A 21,297-nucleotide genomic window follows, 5' to 3' on the forward strand; every position below is an offset into this window, starting at 1 on the left:
GCACAGGGGGGCGCAGCGGCAGGCGGATGCGCAGCCGGATCCCGAGGACCTCGGGCGGGGCTGCGCACTCACACGCGCAAGTCGATTGCGCACGATCCGCGACCCGGTGCGCAACGTGTGCGCAACGGCCCGCCCGCGACTGCGCAGTCGGCAGTGCGCACTGATTGCGCAGCCGGGATCGGACCGTCATTCAACGCGGGCCGCGGAGCACAGCGGGTAGCCAGACCGCTGAAGCGGGCGGCCTCATTCCGTCCCGGAATCCCCAAGGAAGGCGTCGCGGATCGAGGAAGCTACAACACGGAACGTTCCGGAGAATGCTCCGCCGATCGCAGCCAGGCCGGCCTTCTTCGCGAAGTCCTTCCGCTCCGAGGCCTTGTCCCCGGCCTTCTGCGAGGGCTGTGCCGGACGCCCACCGACCGCTGCGCCGGACGGATCCAGCCTGGGGATGCCCTGCTTATTACTCACTGCTCCTCCAAGAGCTGTATCGGAAAGGTGCGCCGTACCGGACCGGGACGGTGAAGAGGACGATGGCGAACCCAGGGGTTAGCCCCGCAACTCGACGTACGAGGTGCACGTTCAGAGGAAGCACCGACCCAAGGGATCTCCCTCGGTGCCCCGACGGCCAGGCACGGAAAAGCCCCTGCCGATGTGGCAGGGGCTCGCGTTGAGGCCAAGAGATCAGACCCGAGCCACCCATTCAATGGCGGGCGCGCAACACCTCGTGACATGAGACGCGGCGGTGCACCGCGTCGGCCCAGACACACCTGAGCTGAACAACCCAGCGTCCTGCGGCCCCGAGCGACTACGCCGCGCGTCTGGCGCCTGACCGACGGCTGGTCGGGCCCGACCACGGACCCGACCACGGCAGCCCAGCGCGCATGTTGCCGGATCGTGATGGATGGTCGGGGGTTGTGGCCGCCGCCCTGGTCGGCGTCGACGGGTGAGCTGCCTTTATGGATCTCACGCACGTCCCCTTGACCGCAGGCACCGGCCGTCTCGCTTCCGTGAGCGGTGTGGGATGCCCCGGCTGCCGCGTGCACAGCGCACTTGCGGACGCGCGATGAACGGAGCACGGATCCGTCGCGGCTCGATGGCCGCCGACCAGTTCACCCAGATCGCCAACGGCCTGTTCCGCGACAGCCGCCTCAGCTACAAGGCGAAAGGAATCTTCGGGTACATCAGCACCCACCAGGACGGCTGGCAGGTGACCGTTGCCGGCCTCGTCCGCTCCGGACCGGACGGACGGGACGCGGTACGCACCGGACTGCAGGAACTGGAAACTCACGGCTACCTGATCCGCGAACGCTTGCGCCGTACGAACGGCACCCTCGGCGAGATCGTCTACTCCATCACCGACCACCCCACCTTCGTCGACGCCCTCATGGCAGACGCCGCCACAGCACTCCACGCGACGCCGGCACCCAAGGACGGCCGGGGCGACTACGGCAAGGGCATCCGCCGCGGCGTGATGGCCGGCGACCAGTTCACCCAGATCGCCAACGGCCTGTTCCGCGACAGCCGCATGTCCTTCAAGGCGAAGGGACTGTTCGGACTGATCAGCACCCACCGCGAGGGCTGGCACATGACGGTCGCGGACCTGGCCCGGCGCGGCCGCGAGGGCGTGGACGCAGTGACGACCGGACTGGAGGAGCTTGAGCGCTACGGCTTCCTGCAGCGAGAGCGCGACCGCAACCCCGACGGCACCCTCGGCTCGGCCACATACTTCATCACCGACCTGCCCGCCCTGCAAAACACCAGGTCACAACCAGAGTCGGGAAATCCAGGACTGGATAACCCTACGTTGGCTGACCGCCCCACAAAGAACACCATCAGTAAGAAGACCAACAAGCAGAAGACCAAGTCCGTCCCTCCGTGCGCCCGCAGCGAGCGCACGAGTGGCCGCTCGGCTGCGGCTGCGAAGGGGACGGTCACGCCGGCGCCGCGAGATCTGGATCCGGGCACCCGGCTGCTGCTGTCGATCGGGTCGGCCCACCCTGAACTGCTGCTGCAGGAGAAGGCCTTGTACGACCAGGGCCGGGTCATGACCGCGATGCTCGACGCCGGCTGGAGCTCAGAGCAGCTGCGCCACGTCATCACCAGTCGCCCACTGCCGAGCAGGATCCGCACCTCTGTCGATGCGATCGTCGCCGCCCGACTGCGCTCCGCTCAGCTCTACCCGCCTCCTGTTGCCTGCGTCGACGACGTCGACCAGGGCGAGGCCTCGTGGGCGACACACCCCTCCACGACGTCCGCCGCCGCCCGCACGGTCGACCAGGCGATCACCTACCGGGCGCTCGTCGAATGCGCGGGCTGCGGCAGGCCCGGCACCGCCCCCGGTGAAGACCTCTGCCCGGCCTGCCTCGACTGGCCGCTGTGCCGCACCTGTCCCGGGCCGACTCCCCGCCGTGCTCACCCCGACGGCGACGGCCGCTGTGCCACCTGCACCTCCGCCCTGGCCGCAATGACCGAACTTCTGGAAGGGAGCACTTCATGACGGACACGCTCCACACACCCCGGACGGCAAAGAACGATCCCGCGCGCTGCTGGCTGGCCACGTTTGCCACGACACCGCGTGCACCGGCACGTGTGAACCCGTGCTCGTGCACGAGCGCACCGGGTGGGGCTGGCTGACCTGGACCGTGCCCGGGGACGGCACGCTGCCCGCCCTCCCTCGACAGATCGGAGTGCTCACCCCAGGCGCGACGCTGTCACAACGGCTGGCCCTGCGCTGGCTGACCAGGCGCCCTGCCCATCGCATCGCCCTCACCAGCACGAGCCCCGCCTCCATGCGGCTCTCCGCGGTCCTCGTGGGCGTCATCAGCCTTTTCGCCGCCCTGTCCGCCCTCAGCCGCGGCATCCCCACGGACGTCGTGCTCCCCGCGATGCTGCTCGCTCCGCTGCTTGCCGAGCACCTGCCCGACCGGCTTGACGACCGGGCCCGCGAACACGTCCGCAGCGTCGAAGGAGACGCCGCCTGCCAGTACCTGCAGCGCCTCGCCGCCCTGCACACCTACATCGTCCAGGCTTCCGCTGACAGCGACCGTTACGAACTGCGCCGCTCGGCCGAGATCGGCCACAACCTGCTGTGGGACGCCGCCGACCTGCTCCAGAACCAGGACACTCGCTCGGCCTCGGCTCGGCTCATCGACCGGGAGCGGCTGATGGTCCAACTGGCCGACCAAGTCGCCCAGACCCTCGAGCGCAGCCGCGCCGAGTCGGCTTCGGGCGAGGCCGACCAGCCCCGCGGTGGCGAAGGCCCGTTGGGTCCGCTCCCGCCCGGCTTCGAACCAGCGAGGCGGCCCACCCCTCCGCCCCCACCCGGCACTTCATCTCTGAAGGGATACCGACCCATGACCCAGACTCAGCCCTCCGACCCTGTCCGTACCAGGGACGTCTATCTGCTCTTCGCGCACGAGCCCTACTACCTCGGCAATGGCGCCCAGGAGATCAACACCACCTTGATCGCCGCCGACTCCCTGCTCCACCCCCAGGTGCAGCAGCCCGACGGCGCTCGGATCCACGACCGCCTCACCCAGGGACGCCAGCCGGGCGAGATCATCCCGCTCTCCACTCTCACCCACGAACTGGACGGCGGCGCCGAGTGGCCGAGGGTCGGCGACTGGGAGAAAGTCACCACCGACGTCGTGCAACTCGTACATGCAGGAGAGTGCGACGCCCTGAGCCTCGGCCTGCCGGAAATCGCGCGCGCCCTGATCTGCACCGGACCCCACGGCCACGTCCGCACCTTTGATGCTGCGTCCGGCAAATTGATCGACCACGGGCCCGCGCAGCGCGACGAGGTCCTGGCCCGGATCGGCGGCTTCCTCGCGGGACTGGTGGCCGAGCGGGACCTGTGGCCCGGAGACAACCTGCTGCCTGCGCCGGCCCGTGACGAAGTCCGCTGATGTTCGGCTACGAACCGCGCGCCGTCTGGGCCGACCTTCGGAGACTGCTCCACCGACGAACAACCACTCACTCCGCACGCACGGTCCGACCACGAGCCGTGCAGACACACCTGCCACCAGAGGAAGGAACCATGGCGAATCAGCCGCACCACGCCTACCCCCAGCACCCGGCTGACCCCGCTCAGCCCCCCTACGCGCAGTTCCGCCAACACCCAGGACAGGGATACGGCTACGCGCCGGGCTACGGAATGCCTATCGCACCGGGCACCACCGAGCAGGCAGGGCAGCTGGCCGGTCTCGGAGCGCGCCTCGGCGCGCGGCTGCTCGATGTGATCATCTGGTACGCCGTCTACTTCATATCGGCTATGCCGGTCATGATGTGGATCGACGCGGGCGGCGGCGGCACGGCGAGGACGGTGCTGTTCGCCTGGCTCGCCGCCTCATTCGTTCTCTACTTCCCCTTTGCCACCTGGAAGTTCGGCTCGACCCTGGGCAAGCGGGTGTGCGGGGTACGGATCGTGCGCCTTGAGACGGCTCAGCGGGTGGGATTCGTGCGCGCGCTCGGCCGGGAGCTGTTTTGGCTGTTCGCCTTCATCGTCCCGGTACTCAGCCTGCTCAACCCGCTGTGGTGCTGCTGGGACAAGCCCTACCGGCAGTGCCTCCACGACAAGACCGCTGACACCATGGCCGTAGCTGCTCCCGGGCGGGCGAGGTGAGGCGGCCCGTGCGCCCGACGGGACGGCTGGTCCGTTCAGCGGCCCGTCGCTAAAGGCATAGCGGATCTTTCCAACAACACGGCGGCGCCCCAGATACCTGGGGCGCCGCTCGTTTGGTGGCCGTGCTGGTGTACCCGAGCAGATTGGCCACCTCCTGCTCACTCAGCCACTCAGCAGCTCATCCTGGTCGGCCCTCACAAGACGCTCACAAGTCGGTCCACGGGCGGGGCTCGCCCCCAGTCAAAGGCACCCACACCGACCCGGATGGACCGTGATCCTCGATGTCCTCCAGGACACCGGCTCCCAGCTGAACCTCGCGGGCGAGGGCCGCAACGAGCGGGTGCTGAGCGACCATCGCCTGCAGATCGCTGATCCGGTCGCCCAGCCGGGCCCGGGAAGCGCCGGTGAGTACGAAGAGGAGGCGAGGGAAGACCGGATACCAGCGTAGCCACGCCGGGCCGGTGGAGGCGGACCTGCGTCGGCCGACGGGCTGGGCTTCGTACTGGAAGAGCCGCGCGTACTCGATCAGCTTCACGGCCAGGCGCTCGCTGCTCATGGTGCTGCGATCGACTTCCACGAACGCGCGCAACTTCCGCCGGTGCTCGCCGTCGACGACGGTGTAGTGCATGACGGCATCGGCAACGAGCCGCTCGCCCTCACCGATGGGGTGAGCCACCTCAGGGGTCCAGTCCCACGGGCCGTGCTCGTGCCCGAGCTGGCGGGCGTCTGCGGCGAACGGAAGGTGGGACCGTACGACGGTCAGCGTGTGCGGCGTCTTCAGCGACGCTGCGGTTGTCGAGGTGATGGGGTACGGCGGACGCCCCCGAAGGACAGGGAGATCCCGAGTCAGACGAGCCCCTTCTGGGGTGAGGTACCAGGCGTGCGTACGCGACCGGTTCGAGTCCGGCAGCGGGGTGAGGTCGACGAAGCCGGTCGAACGCAGCTTGTTCAGCACGCGGGAGAACAGCTGACGGGAGCTGTCTGGCCGCAGCATGAGCCGCAACTGGCCGGTCGTGGCCATGCGGTGCAGGGCGAGCGCGGTCAGGACCTGCAGACGCAGCGGTTCAGCGGGGCTCGGGGCCACCTCGGCGGCCGGAACACCTGGTGTGGAACGAGTCATGGAGAGGAGACAACCCTCAGCCCCCGACCCAACCCCCGACCACGAGGCCCCGACCAAGGTCACGACCCAAGAACGCTCTCGTGGTCGGGGCCCACGGCCCCGACCACGAGACTGCGTGAGCTCAGGGACATCGACGACCATGACGGATCACACGGAAGCGGCCCTGGAAGATCGGCGATGGCCGGTCCGCAGCAGCGGATGCTGCTGCGGGACGTGGTGGCGAGCCACGCCATGCCGGCCATCGTGCGACACCCGGCCCGCAAGGGACCAACGTCCAAAGCCGGCTGTCGCGTTCATGGGGCGGTGCGCGGAGGTCCGCTCACCGCCGGGTACTACTTCCTCGACCGCTGGGCGGCCTGCTGGAGGATGCGCCGGCGCGTCCACCGCCGACGACCGTTCTGGCGCCCGGCATTCTCGGCGACCCCGTCGGTCTCCTTCAGCAGCGGAAGGTTGCCCTGGGACAGGCTGCTGGAGAAGGAGCCAACGCTCTTGTACCCCAGCAAGGCGGCCGCCTGGCTCGCCCCCAGGAGTTCGTCGGGATCGCCGTCGACGGGAACGTCGGGCAGAGGCGGTGCCTCCTTGGCTCCGGCTCGTCTTCCGCGGCCGGGCCGGCTGGCCATCCACTTCTGCAGGGTCTGCACCTTCCAGAGCTGGCGGCGGTAAGGGTTCTCCGCCGTGCCCTTCTCTTCGACGACGTCCGGTTCGGGGAAGTAACCGGGGTGGTCGCGCACGAAGGTGGTGACCTGGTTGGAGTTCTTGTAGCCGAGGTACCTCGAGGCCTCCGCCGCGTTCAGCAACGTGTCCGGCGCGAGGGAGGGCGGTGCGTGTTCAGCGAGCCGTGCCGGCGCCCGGTGGGCGAACCACTTGGTGACCTCCGCGTGGTCCCACAGGCGGGCGCGGCCGCGCTTGTCGACAGGCTCGGGGAATGTCTCGCCGGCCGCGTTCTCAGCACGCTCGGTATAGAGGCCGGTGATCCGTGCGGGTGTCAGGCCCTGTTCAGCCGCGATCTCGGCAGCGTTGGCCAGGCGAGGCTCACGGCGCGAGGTCATGGCAGAACCGTCCGTCCTGTCGGCAGTGAGCCGGCCAGCCCGACTCACAAAGCAAATAATGGCAGGAGTTTCGGTTGGAGGTCCAGCCCGCGGCTCAAGGTTTTTCCCCGACGACGCGCTCACGGCTCACGGCCTACTCCTCGGGGACCAAGCAGATACCGCGACGCGCGGCGGCCTCGGCCATCTCCGCATACGCCATGGCGGCGGGCGTCATCTCCCACTCGACCAGGGCCAGCAGCAGGATCACCTCGTCGCGGTCCTGCGAGGGATCACAGGGCATGCCGGCGGTGTCCGCGGCGAACATCAGATCCGCGGTGGCCAGCCCGCCGAGACGTGCTGCCACATCCCGGTGCAGGTCCTGAAGACCCTGCTGGTACAGCTCGTTCGCCTCGCTCAGGAGCAGCACCAGGTCCTCGCCGTGGCTGGCCGGTGCCGCCGCAGCGAGGTCGAAGATGCGCTGGGTCGTAGTCATCGTCATTGAGTATCCCTCCCGGATGGGGGTGAGCGCCGGTGTGGTGGTCAGCTGCAGCCATCGCACCCGGCGGCGCTGTGCAGGAGCTCGCCCGGCCCGGTACGGGCCTTGGAGTCCCATGTGGGCGGCTTGCGCAAGGCGGCGTGGACGTCGCGCTCCATCCGCTCGAAGTCCTCGGTCTCCTCAACCTCGACGCCTGGGGCCGGGGCGTCGCGCCGACGGGACAGCGCGATGATCTCGGCCATGGTGATGTTCGGGTTGAACGGCACCTGGCGGACGCGTTCGACCAGCGCGCACAGCTCGGCGAGCCGCGGGCGGCGCCCGGCGGTCAGCAGTAGATCGCGGTGGTTGGCCAGGGTGCAGGCCGAGCACGAACAGCGACTGGAACCACACCGGTCCTTGGCGCCGGGGTACGAGTCGTAGCACCAGTGGTAGGGCAGCCCTGCACTGATCGTGCGCTCCCAGACCTCCTCGGTGGTGACCTGGTGGGCGGGTAACCACTCGTCGACGACCCGGGCCGAGTTGTCGGTCGTACGGCGCCACATCTCCCGGTTGCGGCGTTCCCTGCTTTCCTCAGCCCGCATCCCGAGCACGTTTGCGAACATCAGCGGGCCGCCCGTCTCCTTCCTGAGCGCGCGGACCTGCGGGGTGAACGCCTGGTACACCATCTTCGTCTTCCACGGGCCGGTGCAGGTGCGGGCCCGACCGAGCCAGGGCCAGTCGCCTCGCTCCGCGATGAAAGTCAGCAGGTCGAATGGCACCCGTTCACCGTCGACTTCACGGCTGCGCCGGACCTCGATGTGCCGCTCGGGCGGCACGCCGAGGGCCTGGCTGTGCTGTGCTGCGAGTTCGCTGGCACTCGGCCAGCGAACCCCGTCCACGGTGACGGCGGGCCACTCCATCGGGCCCAGACTCGCGTGGGCGGTCCAGACGCGGTCGGCGACACCGGCCTGGCGGGCAGCGTCCATCGCGATCAGGCCGGCCACAAGCCCGTCCTTCCCGCCGGACAGGTTGATGACAATGCGGTGCCGGGTCGCGGCGAACTCGACCGGGTCGGAGTACAGGGGGGTGGGGTGCGACATGGTTCCTCTTCCTGGTGGGCGGATTAGCGGGCGTCCCTGACGGGGCCGGTCTGGTGGGGCTGCGAAACGGTGAAGTAGGTGCACTGGGCCTCGGGCGGACGGGCTTTGCAGTGCCAGCAGGGCCGTGCCTCGGGGTAGGCACGGATGTGGTGGTGGCACTGGTGTCCGGCGTACGAGCCGCTGGTGCGCAGATGGGTGAGGAGGATGAGGTCGAATCGCGTGAGGGGAGCCCAGCCGGCGACGCCTTGTTGGGGGTGCGGGTACTCGGTGTCTCCGCCGGCGATGACGACGCTGCTGATCGACACGAGCAACTTGCTCTGGGCGGTGTCGACGGCGTGGATGCTGTATCGGGTTCGGTTCCCGGGCCGCGTCGACCAGGGGGCGGTGTCCTTGGGGCCGTGTGCGTGGCCGATCACGGGAACGCCTTCGAGCTGGTGCACTGAGAGGGTCGGCGGCGGATTCCAGAGGGCGGGCATGGGTCTCCTCCTGAGGGAGCACGGGACAATGGGCGGCGACCCCGGCGGGCGGTACGGACTGCGCGGCTGAACAGCCCTCAGACCGCGATCAGTTCGGGGTCTGGCTGCTTGGGATAGGGCCGTTGGGCGGGGAGGCCGAGCTTGATCTGCTCGCGCTCGCGCCGGCTTCGGCCCAGCCGCCATACGTAGCGGTGCGCTCCGCGGTGCCGTACGTTGCGGGCGCCGACCGCGACTAGGGCCTCCCGGAGCCAGACGGCCGGGTTGCACCCGGCCCGCGGCACCGGAGCTCCGAGCGCGATGAGCTGGGCTTCGGCGTACTGGTGGCCCTGCTCCTGGCGGCGGATCTTCTGCGCCGTGCGCTCGTGAAAGACGGTGCCGTCCGGCAGGAGCTTCACCGTCCGGGCGGTCGCCCGGCTGGCGTACACGGCATTCGTCGAGGCGTAGATCGTCCCGACGTGCCCAGGCATGACCAGAACGCCCGAGGCTGTCCGGCGCGGGACAGGGTCCGCAAACGAGACGACCCCGCGTACACCCCTGGCGAGCAGGCGTCTTAGGCAGTTCGCGAGGAACCACGACTCCGAATTTGCCGGGCACTCATCCAGCAGGACGAACCGCGAACAAACGAGCGCTTCGGTGTACGGCCGGAGCTCCGGCAGTGGCTTGGTGAGGACGGCGGTGCTCACTGGCACCCCGAACGCAGCCACACCACAGAGCCGCCGCTCGCCGTCGACGACGTCGTACAGGCCGAACTGCACAGTCACCGCCGGGTACGAGCCGGAGTAATGGTGTGCGAGCACGAACCCCTTGGCGGGCTCCTCGTCGGGGATGACGTCCACGGTGTAGCGGCGGGCGTCGAAGCCTCCGTCCCGGACATGCGCCCAGGAGTGCCTCCGTTCGCGCCACCGCTGGCACCAGGGCGACGCGGTCGGCACCTCCGGCAGGTCCTCGAACGGCAGGGTCTCCTGTACCGGGGACCTCATGGTGCCTCCCGGTCCCCGCGCTCCTGCGGGCCGCTCGTGAAGAGGGTGAGCTGTCCCTCCGGGTCGGCTGCAGGCCGGTGCGCGGGCAGGGCGTGCTGAGCGGCAGGGGGTTTCTCGGCTTTGCCCGTGTCGGCAGTCTCTTCGGCTTTGCCCGTGTCGGCGGTCTCTTCGACGTCCGCCGGGTGAGGGCAGGGGCAGAGCCACCGGCAGGGCCGCTGGCCCGGTCCGTACCGGATCACGGCGACGACGAATCCTCGGGCGTCGGTGACGGTGTCGGCGTGTTCGTCGACGCGGGGGCCGCCGGCGCTGACGCACCGGTCGTGGTGCCCGGAGGCACAGCCGGGGCAGATGCCGCGCTCGCAGGAGCACCAGCGGTGGAAGCCGCGGGGGTAGGCGTCGTCGATCTTGCGCAGTCCCTTGGTCCAGGCGTGCGCGCGGACCCAGGCGCCTTCCTCCTCGGTCATCGGGGAGGGCGTGGTGGAGGGAATGGGGTCGAGGATGCCCATGATCGCGGCGCCGATATGGCGCAGGCGGGTCGTCATGTCTCGTCTCCAAACAGGGTGGGGGTGGTGTGGAGTTCGTTCATCCAGGCCAGGAGGCGGGGGAGGTTGGTGTCGGGCCCGAAGGCGAGGTAGGTGCCGTCGCAGCTGGTGCAGCCGAAGGCCTGCGCGATGCGCAGCCGCCGGCGGGAGTTGACGCGGCCCATGTGGACGACCAGGCCGCGCTCTCGGGCGTCAACGGCCAGCCGGTGGGCGGCCGGTGAGGTCTTCCAGGCAGTGGAGCCCGCCAGGAACAGGACGTCGATCGAGTCCCAGGGGATGAGGCCGTGCTCGCTGCCGTCCTGGGCGGCGAATGCGGCCGGGATGCCCAGGGCGCGGATGGGCTTCAGCCAGGGCAGAGACTCGGCGAGGGTGGCCGCGGCGTCCATCGGGACGTCGGGGGCGACGGCCCATAGACAGCGGTCGGGGCCGTAGCGGTTGACGGTCGCCGTCAGCCAGGCGAACCAGGCCTGCTCGCCGGGCCATCCCTTGCCGAACTTGCCGTTGTCGCAGGCGTACAGGGCACCGGGCGGGATCACGTTGCCCTGGGCCGGGGTCGTCATGCAGGCCAGGAGTCCGGCCTGCATGACGGCCCGTACGTCAGCTCCGGACGGCGTGGCCAGGTACAGCACAGCGGAGAAGCGAAGGAGGAGCAGGGGCTGAGGGCATGGGTGCGCGCACGGGAAGTCCTTCCGGAGGTTGCGGTGAGGGGCGGTTCAGACGAGGGGGAGTTGGGCGGCGGAGCCCGAGACGAGGGCGTCCCAGTCCTGCTCGAAGTTCTTGTCCTGCTTGTCGATCACCCGGGCGGGCGCGGTGGCGAAGAGTTCCTCCGCCATCGGCCAGCCCTTGGCGCGGGGGCGGACCCAGGCCCGGGCGCGCCCGTACACCGGGTCGTGCTCGACGTCGACGCCGTGCCGCTCGGAGATGGAGATCAGGCGCCTGGCGAGCTGGTGCGGGCGGCCGAGGTCGATGCGCTCGGTGGAACGCTTCACCGGGCGCCGCCTGCCGTCCTCGGACAGCAGGAACAGGCGGCGCACGTGGTAGAGGGCGCACGGCATGTCGAGCTCGCGCTCGAAGGCATCCAGGCACGCCCGGTCCCGCGGCTGGGTCGGATCGAACATCTCCAGGAGGGTCTTGCGGCCGTAGAGCTTCGCGTTCGGGTTGAGACTCATCGCCGTGTACTCCAGGCGCAGCACCTCGCCGGCGATGTCCGGGTGGGAGCGCATGCGCTCCATGTGGGCGGGCAGCGATCCCATGGAGGCGGAGAAGCAACAGAACGTGCAGTATGACTTCGGCCAGTGCACGCCGAACCGCTCCAGCAGATAGGCCTCGCACCGCTGCCGGTTCCAGCCCCAGTCGATGAGCGGGAACTCCCCGGTACGCCCGGGCATCTTCGAGGTGACCTGGTCGCCGAAACGGCGGCCCTCCTCGTCGGCGTTGAATCCCATGATCTGCCGGAACGGCCGACCGCCGAAGACCTGCTTGAGCCACCAGTCGCCGACGTCGCCCTTCGCCCACAGGGAGCATTTGCGGGTGCCGGCCACCTGGGGCACCGTGCCGACGGACTCCTGGTCGTCCCACAGCGTCCACGGCCCGCGCGCGATGAGCTGCTCGGGGTGGCGGGAGTCGTCCAGGACCGTGAAGCCGTCGGCCTGGAGGTGCCCGTTGCGCGCCAGCTGGACGAAGCGCACGCCGTTCTCGCGCAGCAGCGGGAGCATGAACTCGTCGGCCAGGAACCGGGTTTCGGGCCACTCGCTGCCGGTGGCCATGTAGAGGACGGCGGTGCGGTCGAGGTCGATTCCGTGCGCGTCCGGGGCGGTGAGCATCTTGGCGAGGTAGGCCGAGGAGTCAGCGCCGGCACCCCAGTTGATGATGGTGTCCAGGTCCTCGTCGGCGGCGCTGAGGCCGGGCAGTGACGGCGTGTACGTCGTACGGGACATGGCGGCTCTCACTCCTCGAGGGGCCGGTCGGTCAGCCGCTGGGCGGAGACGATGAGCAGGAGGTCGTCGGCGGGCCACGGATCGCAGGACTCCCAGGGATCGCCCTGGGACAGCACCACCACCTCGCCGGGCTCCGTGACGAGGCAGCACACGCCGCATTTGCACGACGGGTCGAAAGGCTCGGGGTGGGCGATGTAGGGGGTGTTGAAGTAGTCGGCTCCCTGCTCCCCGACCGCGGCCAGGAGCAGGTCTCCGTCCGCGACGTCGCCGGCGCGGGCCACGCGCGCGTTGGGCAGAGCGAGCGCGAGTCGGGGGTCCAGGCTGTTCACGGCGAGTTGCCCGTCGAGCAGGCGGGCGTTGCCGCTGGAGCGGACGTCGCCTGTGGCGGGCGCGGCGAGCAGGGGCCGGTGGAGCTCGACGGCCATCTCGGCTGCGTACATCGCCTCGACGTGGTCCAGGGCCTCGACGAGGATCACCGCCCGGGCGAGCGCGGCCAGCACCACGGCGCTGGCCTTCAGCGTCGCGCCGCTGGCTGCGGTGCCGGGCCGGTAGAGGCTGACCGCCGCGCCGCCGTTGTCGAGGATGGAGCTCAGTAGCGGGGCGTGCGTGTGGGGGTGGGCACCGTCCAGGCCGCGCGGCAGGACGGCGAGGGATGCCTGGCCCGTCTCGGCGGCGGCCTGGTGGGCGTGGAGTCGACGCCGTAGGCGAGCGTGGCGGTGACGGTGTGACCGGCCTCGGCGAGGGCGGTGGCGAAGTCGCCCGCGCGGGTGACGGCCCGCTCGGTGGGGACCCGGTTGCCGGTCACGACGACGGCGCTGTCGGTCAGCCGCGCAAGTCGCTCGCGGCCGCGGACCCACAGGCCCAGCGGGCAGGCGGGCCCCAGGTCGGCGAGGGCGGTGGGCCACTCCTCGTCCGAGGGGATGATGAACGGGCAGGTCAGCTCTGCTTGGGCGAGTTCCTCGCGCGGCCGGTAGGAGGCAAGGAGCCCGCTGCCGTCGCTGCGGACGCGTCGGTCCCACACCTCGGCCGGTGTGTACTCGTCGAGTTCGGCGGCGAGTTGGCCGGGGGTGAAGTGGGCGGCGAGCGCGGCGCGTGCGGCTCGTTCGGACAGGGCGTGTGCGGGCATGGATGGCGGGCCTTTCGGGCAGGGCGCGGCACCGGCAGGCGAACCGGTGCCGCGCCGGGGCGGGCGAAGGGGGAAGTGGTCAGCGGCCGACGGGAAGGGGAGTGCCGTCGGCGGCTGCGGTGAAGAGGATCGGGCTAGGACCAGCGGGAGGCCCGCTTGTCCTCCCACCAGGCGGGCGGGTTGCCCGGTCGTCCGGTGGCCGGTCGGGACGCGGCGGCGGGCTGAGGCGCCGGGGGAGCGGTGACCGGGCGGGCGGCGATCGGACTGGGCAGGCTGGTCTCGGTGTAGGCGATGCGCTTGCGCAGGCTGATGCCGAGGTCGTCGACGCTCAGATAGATGGAGTTGTCCTTGATCGCGGTGATGCGCCCCTTGACCAGGACGTTGACCCCGTCGACGAGCGATTCGGCGGCGTTGCTGGCCAGGTCCCGCCAGGCGGTGCAGATGTAGGGAATCGGGTCCAGGTCACGCCACTGCTGTGAGGCGGCGTCCCACTGCGTGGGGGTCTGGGTGAGGCGGAACCGGCAGACGGCGGTGCCGTCTTGGGTGAAGCGGACTTCCACGTCACCGGCGACGGTGCCGGTCACGTGCGTGACGGACGGGGTCATGTGGAACACCTCTCACTTCAAATAATAGTGTGTCCGGGATGGGGGTCAACCCCCCTGTCGGCGCTTCCCGCCGCCGGAGAGCGCGGTACGGCGGGTGAGACGCCGGAAGCGGGCCTTCCACCCGGTCGGCTGCGCCGGGGCCGGCGGCGGGGTGAGGTTGTCGAACACCGTGGCGTCTTCGATCTCCACCAGCAACGGGACCGTGCCATCGGCCCGGACCAACTGCTCGTCGGTGGTGTCCAGATGAACGGAGACCCGTACGGCTCCGCGGTCGGCGTCGAGGTAGGCGAACACGAGGATGCCCGCGATCTCCATGCAGGGCAGGCCCTCGTCGTCAGGCCCCCACATCGCGTGGAACACCGCCGCGCTGTTCGCCTCCGCGCACTCCTCGGCGTCCGAGAGGCTGGGATTTCGGGGCGCGATCACACAGCGAGAGATGTCCGCGTCGTACAGCGTGTAGCCCTCGATGCCCTTCCTCGACTCGTAGAAGAGGTCCACGGCCGTACGGTCGTCGGCGGGCGGACGGAACGGGACGCCGTCCTCGCCCGCCACGTCGTCCCAGGCGCTGCGCACTTGCTGCGCCAGCGAGGCAAGGGCGGAGGCCTCGTCAGCCCAGAGCGTGACATCGTCGCTGTGCCGGTCCCACTGGCGCAGCACCCACGCCCGGCCTGTCACCTGCGGGGTGAGGTTCTCGTCGACAGCGAAGCTGAAGCGGCTCAGCCACCCTTCGAGGATGCTGATGGTGTCCGCCCCCGGCCATTCGCCGGTGCGCTCCTGGAGGCCGTCCATCAGATCGGCCAGGTCGATGATGGCCCCGCCCGCGGGCGTGGCCGGGTCCGGTTTGATCGGCATGACGGTTTCCTTCCGTGCGGAACGGTGCGATCAAGACCCGTTCATGAGGGCGTTGAAGAGGTCCATCAGGTGTTGCTGGTCGGGGGTGAGGGTCGCCGTGCGCAGCACGCGTTTGCGTAGGACAGGCACGTCGAGGCTGATGCCGGAGGGCACATCGGGCCGCTCGGGCAGCGAGACCAGCTGGTAGTTCCGGGTGTGGATCATCCAAGCCTCGTACCGGTCGGCGGGGCTTCCGCTGCGGGCGGCGTGCCCCTCGACCGCCGTGCGGGACGGACATGGGCAGGACGGATCGGTGCAGGGCCGTCCGGCGGGGTGACTGGCCAGGACCGGGCTGCGGCGGTAGTGCGTGGCACTGCCGTTCAGCATCGGGCAGTGCTCGGCGGTGTACGGCAGGCACTCGGGGTGCAGCGCCGGTTCCGGGGAGCAGCCCTCGACGACGTCCGCCGGGCGGACGAGCAGGAAGCACCGTTCGTCCAGCGGGTGTTCGCAGATCTGGCACAGGCGTCGCCGGAAAGCGTTGATGGTCTTGTCGGCGTCGAGGACACCGAAGGCCGCGTGACCGTCGTGGATCAGGGTCACGTACGGCACCACCAGCCCGCCCGCCAGCGGCCGGCGGGCACAGCGTTGGGGTATCGCGTGCATGGGGTGAGTTCCTTCGGATCGCGGGGGGCGTGCCACGGGGGCTCGTGCTGCCGGATGTCAGCTGCTGGCCGGTGGGGGAGGGTCGGCGGGACCGCCGGCCAGGAGCGCTTCCCAGTGGGCGTAGCGGCAGTCGGTGGCGTCGTGCAGGCGCAGATGCAACCAGTTGAGGTTGTCTCCGGCCCGGATGACGGCCTCGGCACCGATGGCGGCGGCACGGGGGTAGATGGTGCCGTCGTCGGGGGCGACCAGGACGACGATCAGTCCCCCGCGGTGCGGCACGTGGCGGAGCGTGAAGCCGGTGTAGCTGTGGTCGTCCAGGAGCACGAGCGGAGCGCGCAGGTACTCATCGGCGCTGAACAACGGCGATGGCAGGTGCAGGCGGGGGACCGGGCTCGTCCGCAGGCCGACTGGATCGTCGTCGGTGCTGTCGCTGATGACCAGCACCGGGGCCTGCGGTCCTTCCCGGGGGGCTTGTGGTGGGGCGGACATGGCGGTGACACGTCGCTTTCGTGAGGACCGTGGCCAGGAAGAGGCCTCGGGAAAGGGGGCGTTGACGGCCCGCGGGCGGGGCGGCCGACGGGGGCCGCCCCGCCCGCAGGCGTTCGCTCAGCCGAGCGGGTAGAGCACCAGCGCGGGGAGAGCGGTGTCAGGGATGCCGTCCGCGTACAGCTCGCGCAGCTCCTGGTCCTCCTCCAGCTCCTCCGGCAGCGGGAAGACGTCGCCAACGAGGTCGCTGTGCGTCGGCGCGTACCGGGCGAGGCTGTAAGTGGAGAACGGCGAGTAGAGGTTGCCCTCGGTGTCGCGGGACATCACGACGAGCGTGTCTCCGGGCAAGTCCTTCCAGTCCTTGCGGACCAGGTGGCGCAGCACGGCGAGGGTCAGGGGGCGGTCGGGGGCCTCGCCGTCCGGGTCGGGGGACGGGGCCTGCTGCTGGTCGGTCATGGCGGCCTTTCACGTGCGGGCCGGGCTGGAGGCCCGGCCGGTTGATCGGCGGGGTGCGGGCGCCGCCCCGTTGCCGGGGCGGCGCCGTCAGGCCCGGTCAGTCGTCCTCGATCACCTCCAGGCAGGGGACGGGGATACCGCTGCCCGGGATCCGGAAGCGCGTCATGTCCTCGGGGATGCGGTACTTGGTGTTGCGCGGGTCGCGGCGCAGGATGCGGGTGGACTCCTCGTCCAGCAGGAAGCCCGCGCGGCTGCCGGTGCGGTTGCGCTCCTGCACGGTGCCGGTGAGGCCGCGCAGCAGAGCCGGGCGCAGGGAGTCGTTGATGCGGGCCCGGCGTCCGGCCACGATGCCCGCGAACGCTTCCTTGTCGATCACGCTGAGCCGCAGCGCGGAGGCCTCCTGGACCTTCGCGACCTGGACCGCATTCGGCAGCTTGCCGATGAAGTCGAGGACCTCGTCCATGGTGACGGTCATGCTGGTTCGCCTCTCTGTGACGCGGGGGTGGGGAACCGGCCGGGCACGGGCGTGCCCGGCCGGGGCTTGGGGGAGGTGTCGGTCAGGCGGTGGTGTCGGGCCGGTGGCGGGCGACCGCTTGGTCCTCGACCTCGGACAGCCGGTAGCTGCCGTTGTCGTCCTGGCCGAGCGCTTCGAGGAGCAGCAGGTAGCGGGCCTGCCGCCCGTTGAGGTTCGACCACGTCCTGGGCTCGCGGATGTCGTACTCGCAGGCAGCGGCGACGTGCGCGAACAGCGCGTTGACGACGCGTGCCTTGGGCAGCTGCACCGCTGTCTCCGTCAGGTCCGCGTTCTCGGGCTCCTTGATGCCCAGGAAGCGGGCGACGGTCGCGGACTCGTGCTTGTCGGTCCAGGAGCTGTAGAAGTACGGGAGGGTGAGCACGACCTCCTGCGCGAAGACGCGGGCCGCGTCCGGCAGGGTCTTCTGGCGCACGAGGCGGGCGACGAAGTCCTGACGGGGACCGGCGGCGGCCTTCCAGGCCCGGTTGCAGGCGATGACCTTGCGGCGCTCCTCCGCCCTGTGCTCGTCCTCCTCCGTCCTGGGCTTCTTCGGCTGCGGGCGGGCCTTGTGGCCGTGCTCGGCCGGGTCGGCGCAGTGCCACACCGGCTGGTGCTCGTCGTCGAGCCGGGCGCTGTGGCCGGGGCAGTTCTTGTGGTTGTCCTCGGTGAGCGGATTGCCCAGCTGGGTCGTCAGCTCGGTTAGCGGCTTGGACGGGTCCTTCTCCCCCCACCCCGGCTGGCGCAGCAGCGGGATGTCCGCCTTCTTGAGGTCTTCCTCGGCCTTGGCCCGAGCGGCGGTGTCGGCCTGCTCGGCCTTGAGCAGCGCCATCTCCTGGTCCCAGTGGCCGCGCCCGCCGTTGCCCTCCTCGTGGTCGCGGGCCAGCGCCCGCAGCAGACGGCGCTCCGCGCCGGGCACGTTCTCGACCTCGGCGAGCTGGGCGGTCTGCTCCAGGTCCATGCCTCCGGCCGTTGCCCGGCGAAGGGTGGCGTCGTCGAGCCTCTGCGCTGCCTTGGCGTGCCTGGCGGCGTTGCGGCTGACGCCGAGAGCCCTGGTTGCCTGGCGTCGCTCGACCTCGCTCATGCCGATCAGGGACAGCTCCTGCGACTTGAGGATGTCGCGCTCGCTCATCCCCTCGCGGTGCTTGTTCTCGACCAGGGACAGGAACCGGGTCCAGCCGTCGCGGCCGACCAGGTCTTCCCGTACGTGTGCCTTGATCCTGCGTACCGGGCGGCCGTCCTGTTCGGCGGTGTCGTTGGCGATCTTCTGCGCCTGTGCGCGCCGCCAGCCCTTGAAAGCGCCGTACGTGCCGTCGGGCCGGGGCCGGACACTGATGGTCTCCTCGACACCGATCTCCTTGACGGAGGCGATCAGTTCCTCGTCCGGTTCGGTGTCGGTTTCGCGGGCGTTCTGCTCGTCACGCACGATCAGGGCCGGGTCGAGCAGGACGATCTGCGGCGCGTCTTCCTCTTCGTGCGTGACGGGTTCGGTGGGCGGGGTCGAGACAGCGGTGGCCATGGGGCTCTCCTTCTCCTTGCCTTTCGGCGAACTGGGGCGGTTGGGGGTGTCGCCCCCTCGCTTCAAATACAATAATAGTGTGTTTCCCTGTGGGGGATAGATACCCCCTGACCTGCACAAACGCGACCTCTTGGGGGGGCGTCTGTGGTGGTCCGAACGGTGGTCGGACAGCCGACGGGGCCCGGCCTCAGCTCAGGTCGTGCACGATGTGCCAGCACGGACCGGACCGGACCGTGAGGCCCAGGCTCCTCACGTGCTCAAGCAAGGCGTCGTCCCACTGGGCGCAGACCGGGAGGGAAGGCGCCGCCCGGTACGTGTTGGGCCCGAGCTGCTCACAGCCCGTTCCGAGAATGGTGTGCTCGGCGTCGCCGACCGTGAACAACTGCACGCGCACGTCGGCAAGGTTCCCACTGACAGGACGGTGGGCCTGGGCGTCCAGCGACTCTTCCAGCGCTTCCCCCTCCTGGGGCGGCGCGACCACGACGCCGTAGACGGCGTACATGGAGTGGGACACGGACATGATTCAACCTCCCTGACTCAGGGGCCGGTTCGGCGAGCACGCGGCGCGGGACGGCGGCCGGCCGGGTGCGGACGGGTACGGTGGCGACCGTCGGGAAGGCAGGCCGCTCACGTGGCGCGCGGGTGCCGGCTACGTGAGTGGGCGGCCCGGATCCCTGCGTCGAAGTCCGGGTAGTACCGGGCTGCCGACGGCAGCAGCGCGTAGCGGACGTCCATGGCCCGGGTGAGGACCCCCAGTTGGGCCGGAGACAGCACCCAGGGCCCCCGCTCGTCGGCATCCAGGACGGACAGCAGATCCTCGGCGGTGCCGACGTCCTCGGCCTGCCGGACACCGGGCGCATCCGGTTGACCCGCAGCGCGAGGCTCAGGCTGGCGCCCAGATGCGGGGCGTGGCAACGCCGGTCGGGGGTGATGACCTGATGGCCGTCCGGCATGGTGAGGATCTGGAGTACGCCCGCGAGCACGACGAGCCGTTCGTCGCTCTGGACGGGGAACGTCGACTCCGTCGCCGGGCTGCCGCAGGAGCAGCAGCGGTAGGCGCCCGGACCCTCGGGCTGGTAGCGGCCGCCATGGCAGACGTGGCAGAGGATCGGAACGGGCACGGTGCACCTCCGCACGGGCGCCCCTGCGTCGGGACGCCCGCAGGTATGGGCGGTCAGGGCTTCACGCGGGTGACGCGGCCTGTCGGCAGATGGACGCGCAGGACCTCTTCGTGCGAGGGCGGGTCGAGTGCCGCGAGCCGGTGGAGCGCTTCGGCCAGCCTCGGGTCCGCGAAGTCCTCCTCTGCCCTCGCTGCTTCGCCGACCGGCACCATGCGTGCCCTGGTCTCGGTGTGCCTGAGGTCCGGCATCTCCTCGGTGGGCGCGAGAGCCGCGATGAACGGGCTCCAGCCCACGGACATCCCGCTGCCCGTCGGCTGCTCCGTCGTCGTGAAGTACGCGGCTACGGCCTGCGGTCCGTCGCCCGGCTGCTCGGCGACGAAGGCCCGGGTTCGGTCGACGACCACCTGCTGCCAGCCCCGCTCTGCGGCCTGGTCGGCGACGGTGGCCAGGGTCTCCAGGGTCTTGGGCGGAAGACCGCGAAGCGCGGCGCGCATCTGGGGCGTGGTCGGCTCGGCCAGCAGCGCGGCCAGTTCCTCGTGTTTCATCGCCGGTGTCCTTCCGTGGCGTGGCGGTGTGGGGGCCCGTACGGCGGGGCGGTGGCCCCGCCGTACGGGGTGTTCCGCAGGACCAACAACATCCATAATAGTGTCTTTTAGGGTGAGGTGAACCCACCCCTGACCTGCGGGTTTACGGCCAGTCGTGCTCACGGCGTGGCGGGAGCGGGAAGGTACGCCGGGGGTCCATGCGCACACAGCGCTCGCAGAAGGCCGTGACGCGGTTGGCCGTGCAGTCGCCCCACTGGCATTCGAAGCGCTCGCGCGGGCCGCAGATCAGGCACCGCCACAGCGTGATCCCGTGCAGCTCGCACGGCTCGTAGCGCTTGCGCGCGGGCAGCAGCTCCAGGGCGGGGCGGGGGCGTTCGAGGCGGGTGACGTCGGCGGCCGGGAACGACTCGTCGCCGTCGCGTATCCAGCGGGGTGACAGCTGCGCATACCGCTCGGGCGTGGTGTAGTACGGCTGACCGGCCGGGCTGAACACCATGGCCAGATGGCCGCCGGAGATCAGGGTCTCCAGTCGGTCATGGTTGAACTCCCCGCACAGGGACAGCATTTCGTCCTGGCGCAGGCTGAAGCCGTACCCGTACCGGCGCAGGATCCGCCGCTCGCGGGCGGCCGGGCCCCTCTGGGCGGCGTCGAGCAGCTCGACGGCTTCGATCGCGGCCGTCGGGTTGGCGGTCAGCTCGCGTGCCGCATCCTCGGCGGCCCTGGCAGTGGCGTGGCTGCTGAGCGCGTACGCGTGGAGCTGGTCCACGGCCTGGTGGCGTCCCTCGTGCTCGGCGGCGGCGTACCGGACGGGCCGCTGCGGCTGGGTGCTGCGTCGGGGCATGGCGGAACTCCATCTGCGCAAGGGGTGGGAGGTGGCGGCGGAGGCCGGCCGGGTGGCGGTCAGCTCCTGGGCGGCGGCTTGTTGACGGAGAAGACGTAGTGGCCCAGCTCGCGCAGCATGCCGGCGATGTCGTCCACGGCCGCGGGGTCGTGGTCGGCCTGGCGCGTGTACGCCTCGATGTCGCTGTTCCAGGCGAACCCCTGGTCGGCAAGGGACTGTTCGGTGGCGGGCGTGAGGTCGTCGGAGGACTGCGGAGCGGCGACGAGGCCGTGAGCGGGGTCGGGTGTAACGAGGAACACCGGGCTCCTTCCGTG

Annotated in this window: 24 protein-coding genes and 1 pseudogene; 3 read left to right on the forward strand and 22 right to left on the reverse strand. The window is 70.4% G+C overall.

From position 1 onward, the window contains the following. Positions 1-1,060 precede the first annotated feature (1,060 nt). From QC385_RS16250 to QC385_RS16260, 3 genes are all read left to right on the forward strand, one after another. Entirely contained in the window at positions 1,061-2,494 is a 1,434-nt protein-coding gene (locus QC385_RS16250; protein ID WP_279542016.1) for a hypothetical protein, read from the forward strand. 106 nt (positions 2,495-2,600) lie between these two features. After that, entirely contained in the window at positions 2,601-3,905 is a 1,305-nt protein-coding gene (locus QC385_RS16255; protein ID WP_279542017.1) for a hypothetical protein, read from the forward strand. Between the two features lie 131 nt (positions 3,906-4,036). Further along, positions 4,037-4,621 carry an RDD family protein gene (locus QC385_RS16260; protein ID WP_279542018.1) on the forward strand — a complete coding sequence of 195 codons (585 nt, stop codon included), beginning with the start codon at positions 4,037-4,039 and terminating at the stop codon, positions 4,619-4,621. A 205-nt stretch (positions 4,622-4,826) separates the two neighbouring features. On the opposite strand, the gene QC385_RS16265 is transcribed toward QC385_RS16260, so the two are convergent. The 22 genes and pseudogenes from QC385_RS16265 to QC385_RS16375 all read right to left on the reverse strand — a co-directional run bounded on the left by QC385_RS16265 (position 4,827) and on the right by QC385_RS16375 (position 21,282). After that, the gene (locus tag QC385_RS16265) at positions 4,827-5,741 is read right to left on the reverse strand and encodes a replication-relaxation family protein (protein WP_279542019.1); all 915 of its coding nucleotides are present in this window, start codon (positions 5,739-5,741) and stop codon (positions 4,827-4,829) included. A gap of 332 nt (positions 5,742-6,073) precedes the next feature. After that, positions 6,074-6,790, reverse strand: a complete 717-nt coding sequence (locus QC385_RS16270) for a hypothetical protein (protein ID WP_279542020.1) — start codon at positions 6,788-6,790, stop codon at positions 6,074-6,076. 133 nt (positions 6,791-6,923) lie between these two features. After that, positions 6,924-7,262 carry a hypothetical protein gene (locus QC385_RS16275; RefSeq protein ID WP_279542021.1) on the reverse strand — a complete coding sequence of 113 codons (339 nt, stop codon included), beginning with the start codon at positions 7,260-7,262 and terminating at the stop codon, positions 6,924-6,926. A 47-nt stretch (positions 7,263-7,309) separates the two neighbouring features. After that, positions 7,310-8,344: a phosphoadenosine phosphosulfate reductase gene (locus QC385_RS16280; protein ID WP_279542022.1), complete on the reverse strand. Its 1,035-nt coding sequence runs from the start codon at positions 8,342-8,344 to the stop codon at positions 7,310-7,312. 23 nt (positions 8,345-8,367) lie between these two features. Continuing rightward, positions 8,368-8,820, reverse strand: coding sequence for a hypothetical protein (locus QC385_RS16285; RefSeq protein WP_279542023.1), 453 nt, complete (start codon positions 8,818-8,820; stop codon positions 8,368-8,370). Positions 8,821-8,897: 77 nt separating this feature from the next. Beyond that, complete coding sequence (locus QC385_RS16290) at positions 8,898-9,800, reverse strand: Mom family adenine methylcarbamoylation protein (protein WP_279542024.1); 903 nt, start codon at positions 9,798-9,800, stop codon at positions 8,898-8,900. Continuing rightward, positions 9,797-10,342: a DUF6248 family natural product biosynthesis protein gene (locus QC385_RS16295; protein WP_279542025.1), complete on the reverse strand. Its 546-nt coding sequence runs from the start codon at positions 10,340-10,342 to the stop codon at positions 9,797-9,799. The genes QC385_RS16290 and QC385_RS16295 overlap by 4 nt, the downstream gene beginning before the upstream one ends. Further along, complete coding sequence (locus QC385_RS16300) at positions 10,339-10,971, reverse strand: hypothetical protein (protein ID WP_279542026.1); 633 nt, start codon at positions 10,969-10,971, stop codon at positions 10,339-10,341. Before QC385_RS16300 ends, QC385_RS16295 begins: the two co-directional genes overlap by 4 nt. A gap of 84 nt (positions 10,972-11,055) precedes the next feature. After that, on the reverse strand, positions 11,056-12,279 hold the full coding sequence (locus QC385_RS16305; RefSeq protein WP_279542027.1) for a hypothetical protein: 1,224 nt from the start codon (positions 12,277-12,279) through the stop codon (positions 11,056-11,058). An 8-nt stretch (positions 12,280-12,287) separates the two neighbouring features. Beyond that, positions 12,288-13,405 (reverse strand): annotated as a pseudogene (locus QC385_RS44245) (DNA-processing protein DprA). A 134-nt stretch (positions 13,406-13,539) separates the two neighbouring features. Next, positions 13,540-14,010 carry a single-stranded DNA-binding protein gene (locus QC385_RS16320; protein WP_279542029.1) on the reverse strand — a complete coding sequence of 157 codons (471 nt, stop codon included), beginning with the start codon at positions 14,008-14,010 and terminating at the stop codon, positions 13,540-13,542. Positions 14,011-14,055: 45 nt separating this feature from the next. Continuing rightward, positions 14,056-14,862, reverse strand: a complete 807-nt coding sequence (locus QC385_RS16325; protein WP_279542030.1) for a hypothetical protein — start codon at positions 14,860-14,862, stop codon at positions 14,056-14,058. A 30-nt stretch (positions 14,863-14,892) separates the two neighbouring features. Then, positions 14,893-15,504 carry a cell envelope biogenesis protein OmpA gene (locus QC385_RS16330; protein WP_279542031.1) on the reverse strand — a complete coding sequence of 204 codons (612 nt, stop codon included), beginning with the start codon at positions 15,502-15,504 and terminating at the stop codon, positions 14,893-14,895. 57 nt (positions 15,505-15,561) lie between these two features. Continuing rightward, the gene (locus QC385_RS16335; RefSeq protein WP_279542032.1) at positions 15,562-15,948 is read right to left on the reverse strand and encodes a hypothetical protein; all 387 of its coding nucleotides are present in this window, start codon (positions 15,946-15,948) and stop codon (positions 15,562-15,564) included. A gap of 162 nt (positions 15,949-16,110) precedes the next feature. Further along, positions 16,111-16,446 (reverse strand): hypothetical protein, encoded by a 336-nt coding sequence (locus QC385_RS16340; RefSeq protein ID WP_279542033.1) that lies wholly within the window; start codon positions 16,444-16,446, stop codon positions 16,111-16,113. A 97-nt stretch (positions 16,447-16,543) separates the two neighbouring features. Continuing rightward, on the reverse strand, positions 16,544-16,921 hold the full coding sequence (locus QC385_RS16345; protein WP_279542034.1) for a hypothetical protein: 378 nt from the start codon (positions 16,919-16,921) through the stop codon (positions 16,544-16,546). Positions 16,922-17,003: 82 nt separating this feature from the next. Beyond that, positions 17,004-18,476, reverse strand: a complete 1,473-nt coding sequence (locus QC385_RS16350) for a ParB/RepB/Spo0J family partition protein (RefSeq protein ID WP_279542035.1) — start codon at positions 18,474-18,476, stop codon at positions 17,004-17,006. A 187-nt stretch (positions 18,477-18,663) separates the two neighbouring features. Next, positions 18,664-18,996 carry a hypothetical protein gene (locus QC385_RS16355; RefSeq protein WP_279542036.1) on the reverse strand — a complete coding sequence of 111 codons (333 nt, stop codon included), beginning with the start codon at positions 18,994-18,996 and terminating at the stop codon, positions 18,664-18,666. A 107-nt stretch (positions 18,997-19,103) separates the two neighbouring features. Continuing rightward, on the reverse strand, positions 19,104-19,250 hold the full coding sequence (locus tag QC385_RS16360; RefSeq protein ID WP_279542037.1) for a hypothetical protein: 147 nt from the start codon (positions 19,248-19,250) through the stop codon (positions 19,104-19,106). Positions 19,251-19,650: 400 nt separating this feature from the next. Beyond that, a complete protein-coding gene (locus tag QC385_RS16365) occupies positions 19,651-20,142 on the reverse strand; it encodes a hypothetical protein (RefSeq protein WP_279542038.1) in 492 nt (163 codons plus the stop codon). A 142-nt stretch (positions 20,143-20,284) separates the two neighbouring features. Beyond that, positions 20,285-20,983, reverse strand: coding sequence for a hypothetical protein (locus QC385_RS16370; RefSeq protein WP_279542039.1), 699 nt, complete (start codon positions 20,981-20,983; stop codon positions 20,285-20,287). Positions 20,984-21,042: 59 nt separating this feature from the next. After that, positions 21,043-21,282: a hypothetical protein gene (locus QC385_RS16375; protein WP_279542040.1), complete on the reverse strand. Its 240-nt coding sequence runs from the start codon at positions 21,280-21,282 to the stop codon at positions 21,043-21,045. Positions 21,283-21,297 lie beyond the last annotated feature (15 nt).

This window comes from Streptomyces sp. DH10, assembly GCF_029813805.1.
Taxonomy (GTDB): Bacteria; Actinomycetota; Actinomycetes; order Streptomycetales; family Streptomycetaceae; genus Streptomyces; species Streptomyces coeruleofuscus.

Bases quoted from the DNA above. Each gene is read 5' to 3' on its own strand.
- QC385_RS16250 (WP_279542016.1), top strand. From the start codon at position 1,061: ATGAACGGAGCACGGATCCGTCGCGGCTCGATGGCCGCCGACCAGTTC.
- QC385_RS16260 (WP_279542018.1), top strand. From the start codon at position 4,037: ATGGCGAATCAGCCGCACCACGCCTACCCCCAGCACCCGGCTGACCCC.
- QC385_RS16265 (WP_279542019.1), bottom strand. From the start codon at position 5,741: ATGACTCGTTCCACACCAGGTGTTCCGGCCGCCGAGGTGGCCCCGAGC.
- QC385_RS16270 (WP_279542020.1), bottom strand. From the start codon at position 6,790: ATGACCTCGCGCCGTGAGCCTCGCCTGGCCAACGCTGCCGAGATCGCG.
- QC385_RS16275 (WP_279542021.1), bottom strand. From the start codon at position 7,262: ATGACTACGACCCAGCGCATCTTCGACCTCGCTGCGGCGGCACCGGCC.
- QC385_RS16280 (WP_279542022.1), bottom strand. From the start codon at position 8,344: ATGTCGCACCCCACCCCCCTGTACTCCGACCCGGTCGAGTTCGCCGCG.
- QC385_RS16285 (WP_279542023.1), bottom strand. From the start codon at position 8,820: ATGCCCGCCCTCTGGAATCCGCCGCCGACCCTCTCAGTGCACCAGCTC.
- QC385_RS16290 (WP_279542024.1), bottom strand. From the start codon at position 9,800: ATGAGGTCCCCGGTACAGGAGACCCTGCCGTTCGAGGACCTGCCGGAG.
- QC385_RS16295 (WP_279542025.1), bottom strand. From the start codon at position 10,342: ATGACGACCCGCCTGCGCCATATCGGCGCCGCGATCATGGGCATCCTC.
- QC385_RS16305 (WP_279542027.1), bottom strand. From the start codon at position 12,279: ATGTCCCGTACGACGTACACGCCGTCACTGCCCGGCCTCAGCGCCGCC.
- QC385_RS16320 (WP_279542029.1), bottom strand. From the start codon at position 14,010: ATGACCCCGTCCGTCACGCACGTGACCGGCACCGTCGCCGGTGACGTG.
- QC385_RS16325 (WP_279542030.1), bottom strand. From the start codon at position 14,862: ATGCCGATCAAACCGGACCCGGCCACGCCCGCGGGCGGGGCCATCATC.
- QC385_RS16330 (WP_279542031.1), bottom strand. From the start codon at position 15,504: ATGCACGCGATACCCCAACGCTGTGCCCGCCGGCCGCTGGCGGGCGGG.
- QC385_RS16340 (WP_279542033.1), bottom strand. From the start codon at position 16,446: ATGACCGACCAGCAGCAGGCCCCGTCCCCCGACCCGGACGGCGAGGCC.
- QC385_RS16345 (WP_279542034.1), bottom strand. From the start codon at position 16,921: ATGACCGTCACCATGGACGAGGTCCTCGACTTCATCGGCAAGCTGCCG.
- QC385_RS16350 (WP_279542035.1), bottom strand. From the start codon at position 18,476: ATGGCCACCGCTGTCTCGACCCCGCCCACCGAACCCGTCACGCACGAA.
- QC385_RS16355 (WP_279542036.1), bottom strand. From the start codon at position 18,996: ATGTCCGTGTCCCACTCCATGTACGCCGTCTACGGCGTCGTGGTCGCG.
- QC385_RS16365 (WP_279542038.1), bottom strand. From the start codon at position 20,142: ATGAAACACGAGGAACTGGCCGCGCTGCTGGCCGAGCCGACCACGCCC.
- QC385_RS16370 (WP_279542039.1), bottom strand. From the start codon at position 20,983: ATGCCCCGACGCAGCACCCAGCCGCAGCGGCCCGTCCGGTACGCCGCC.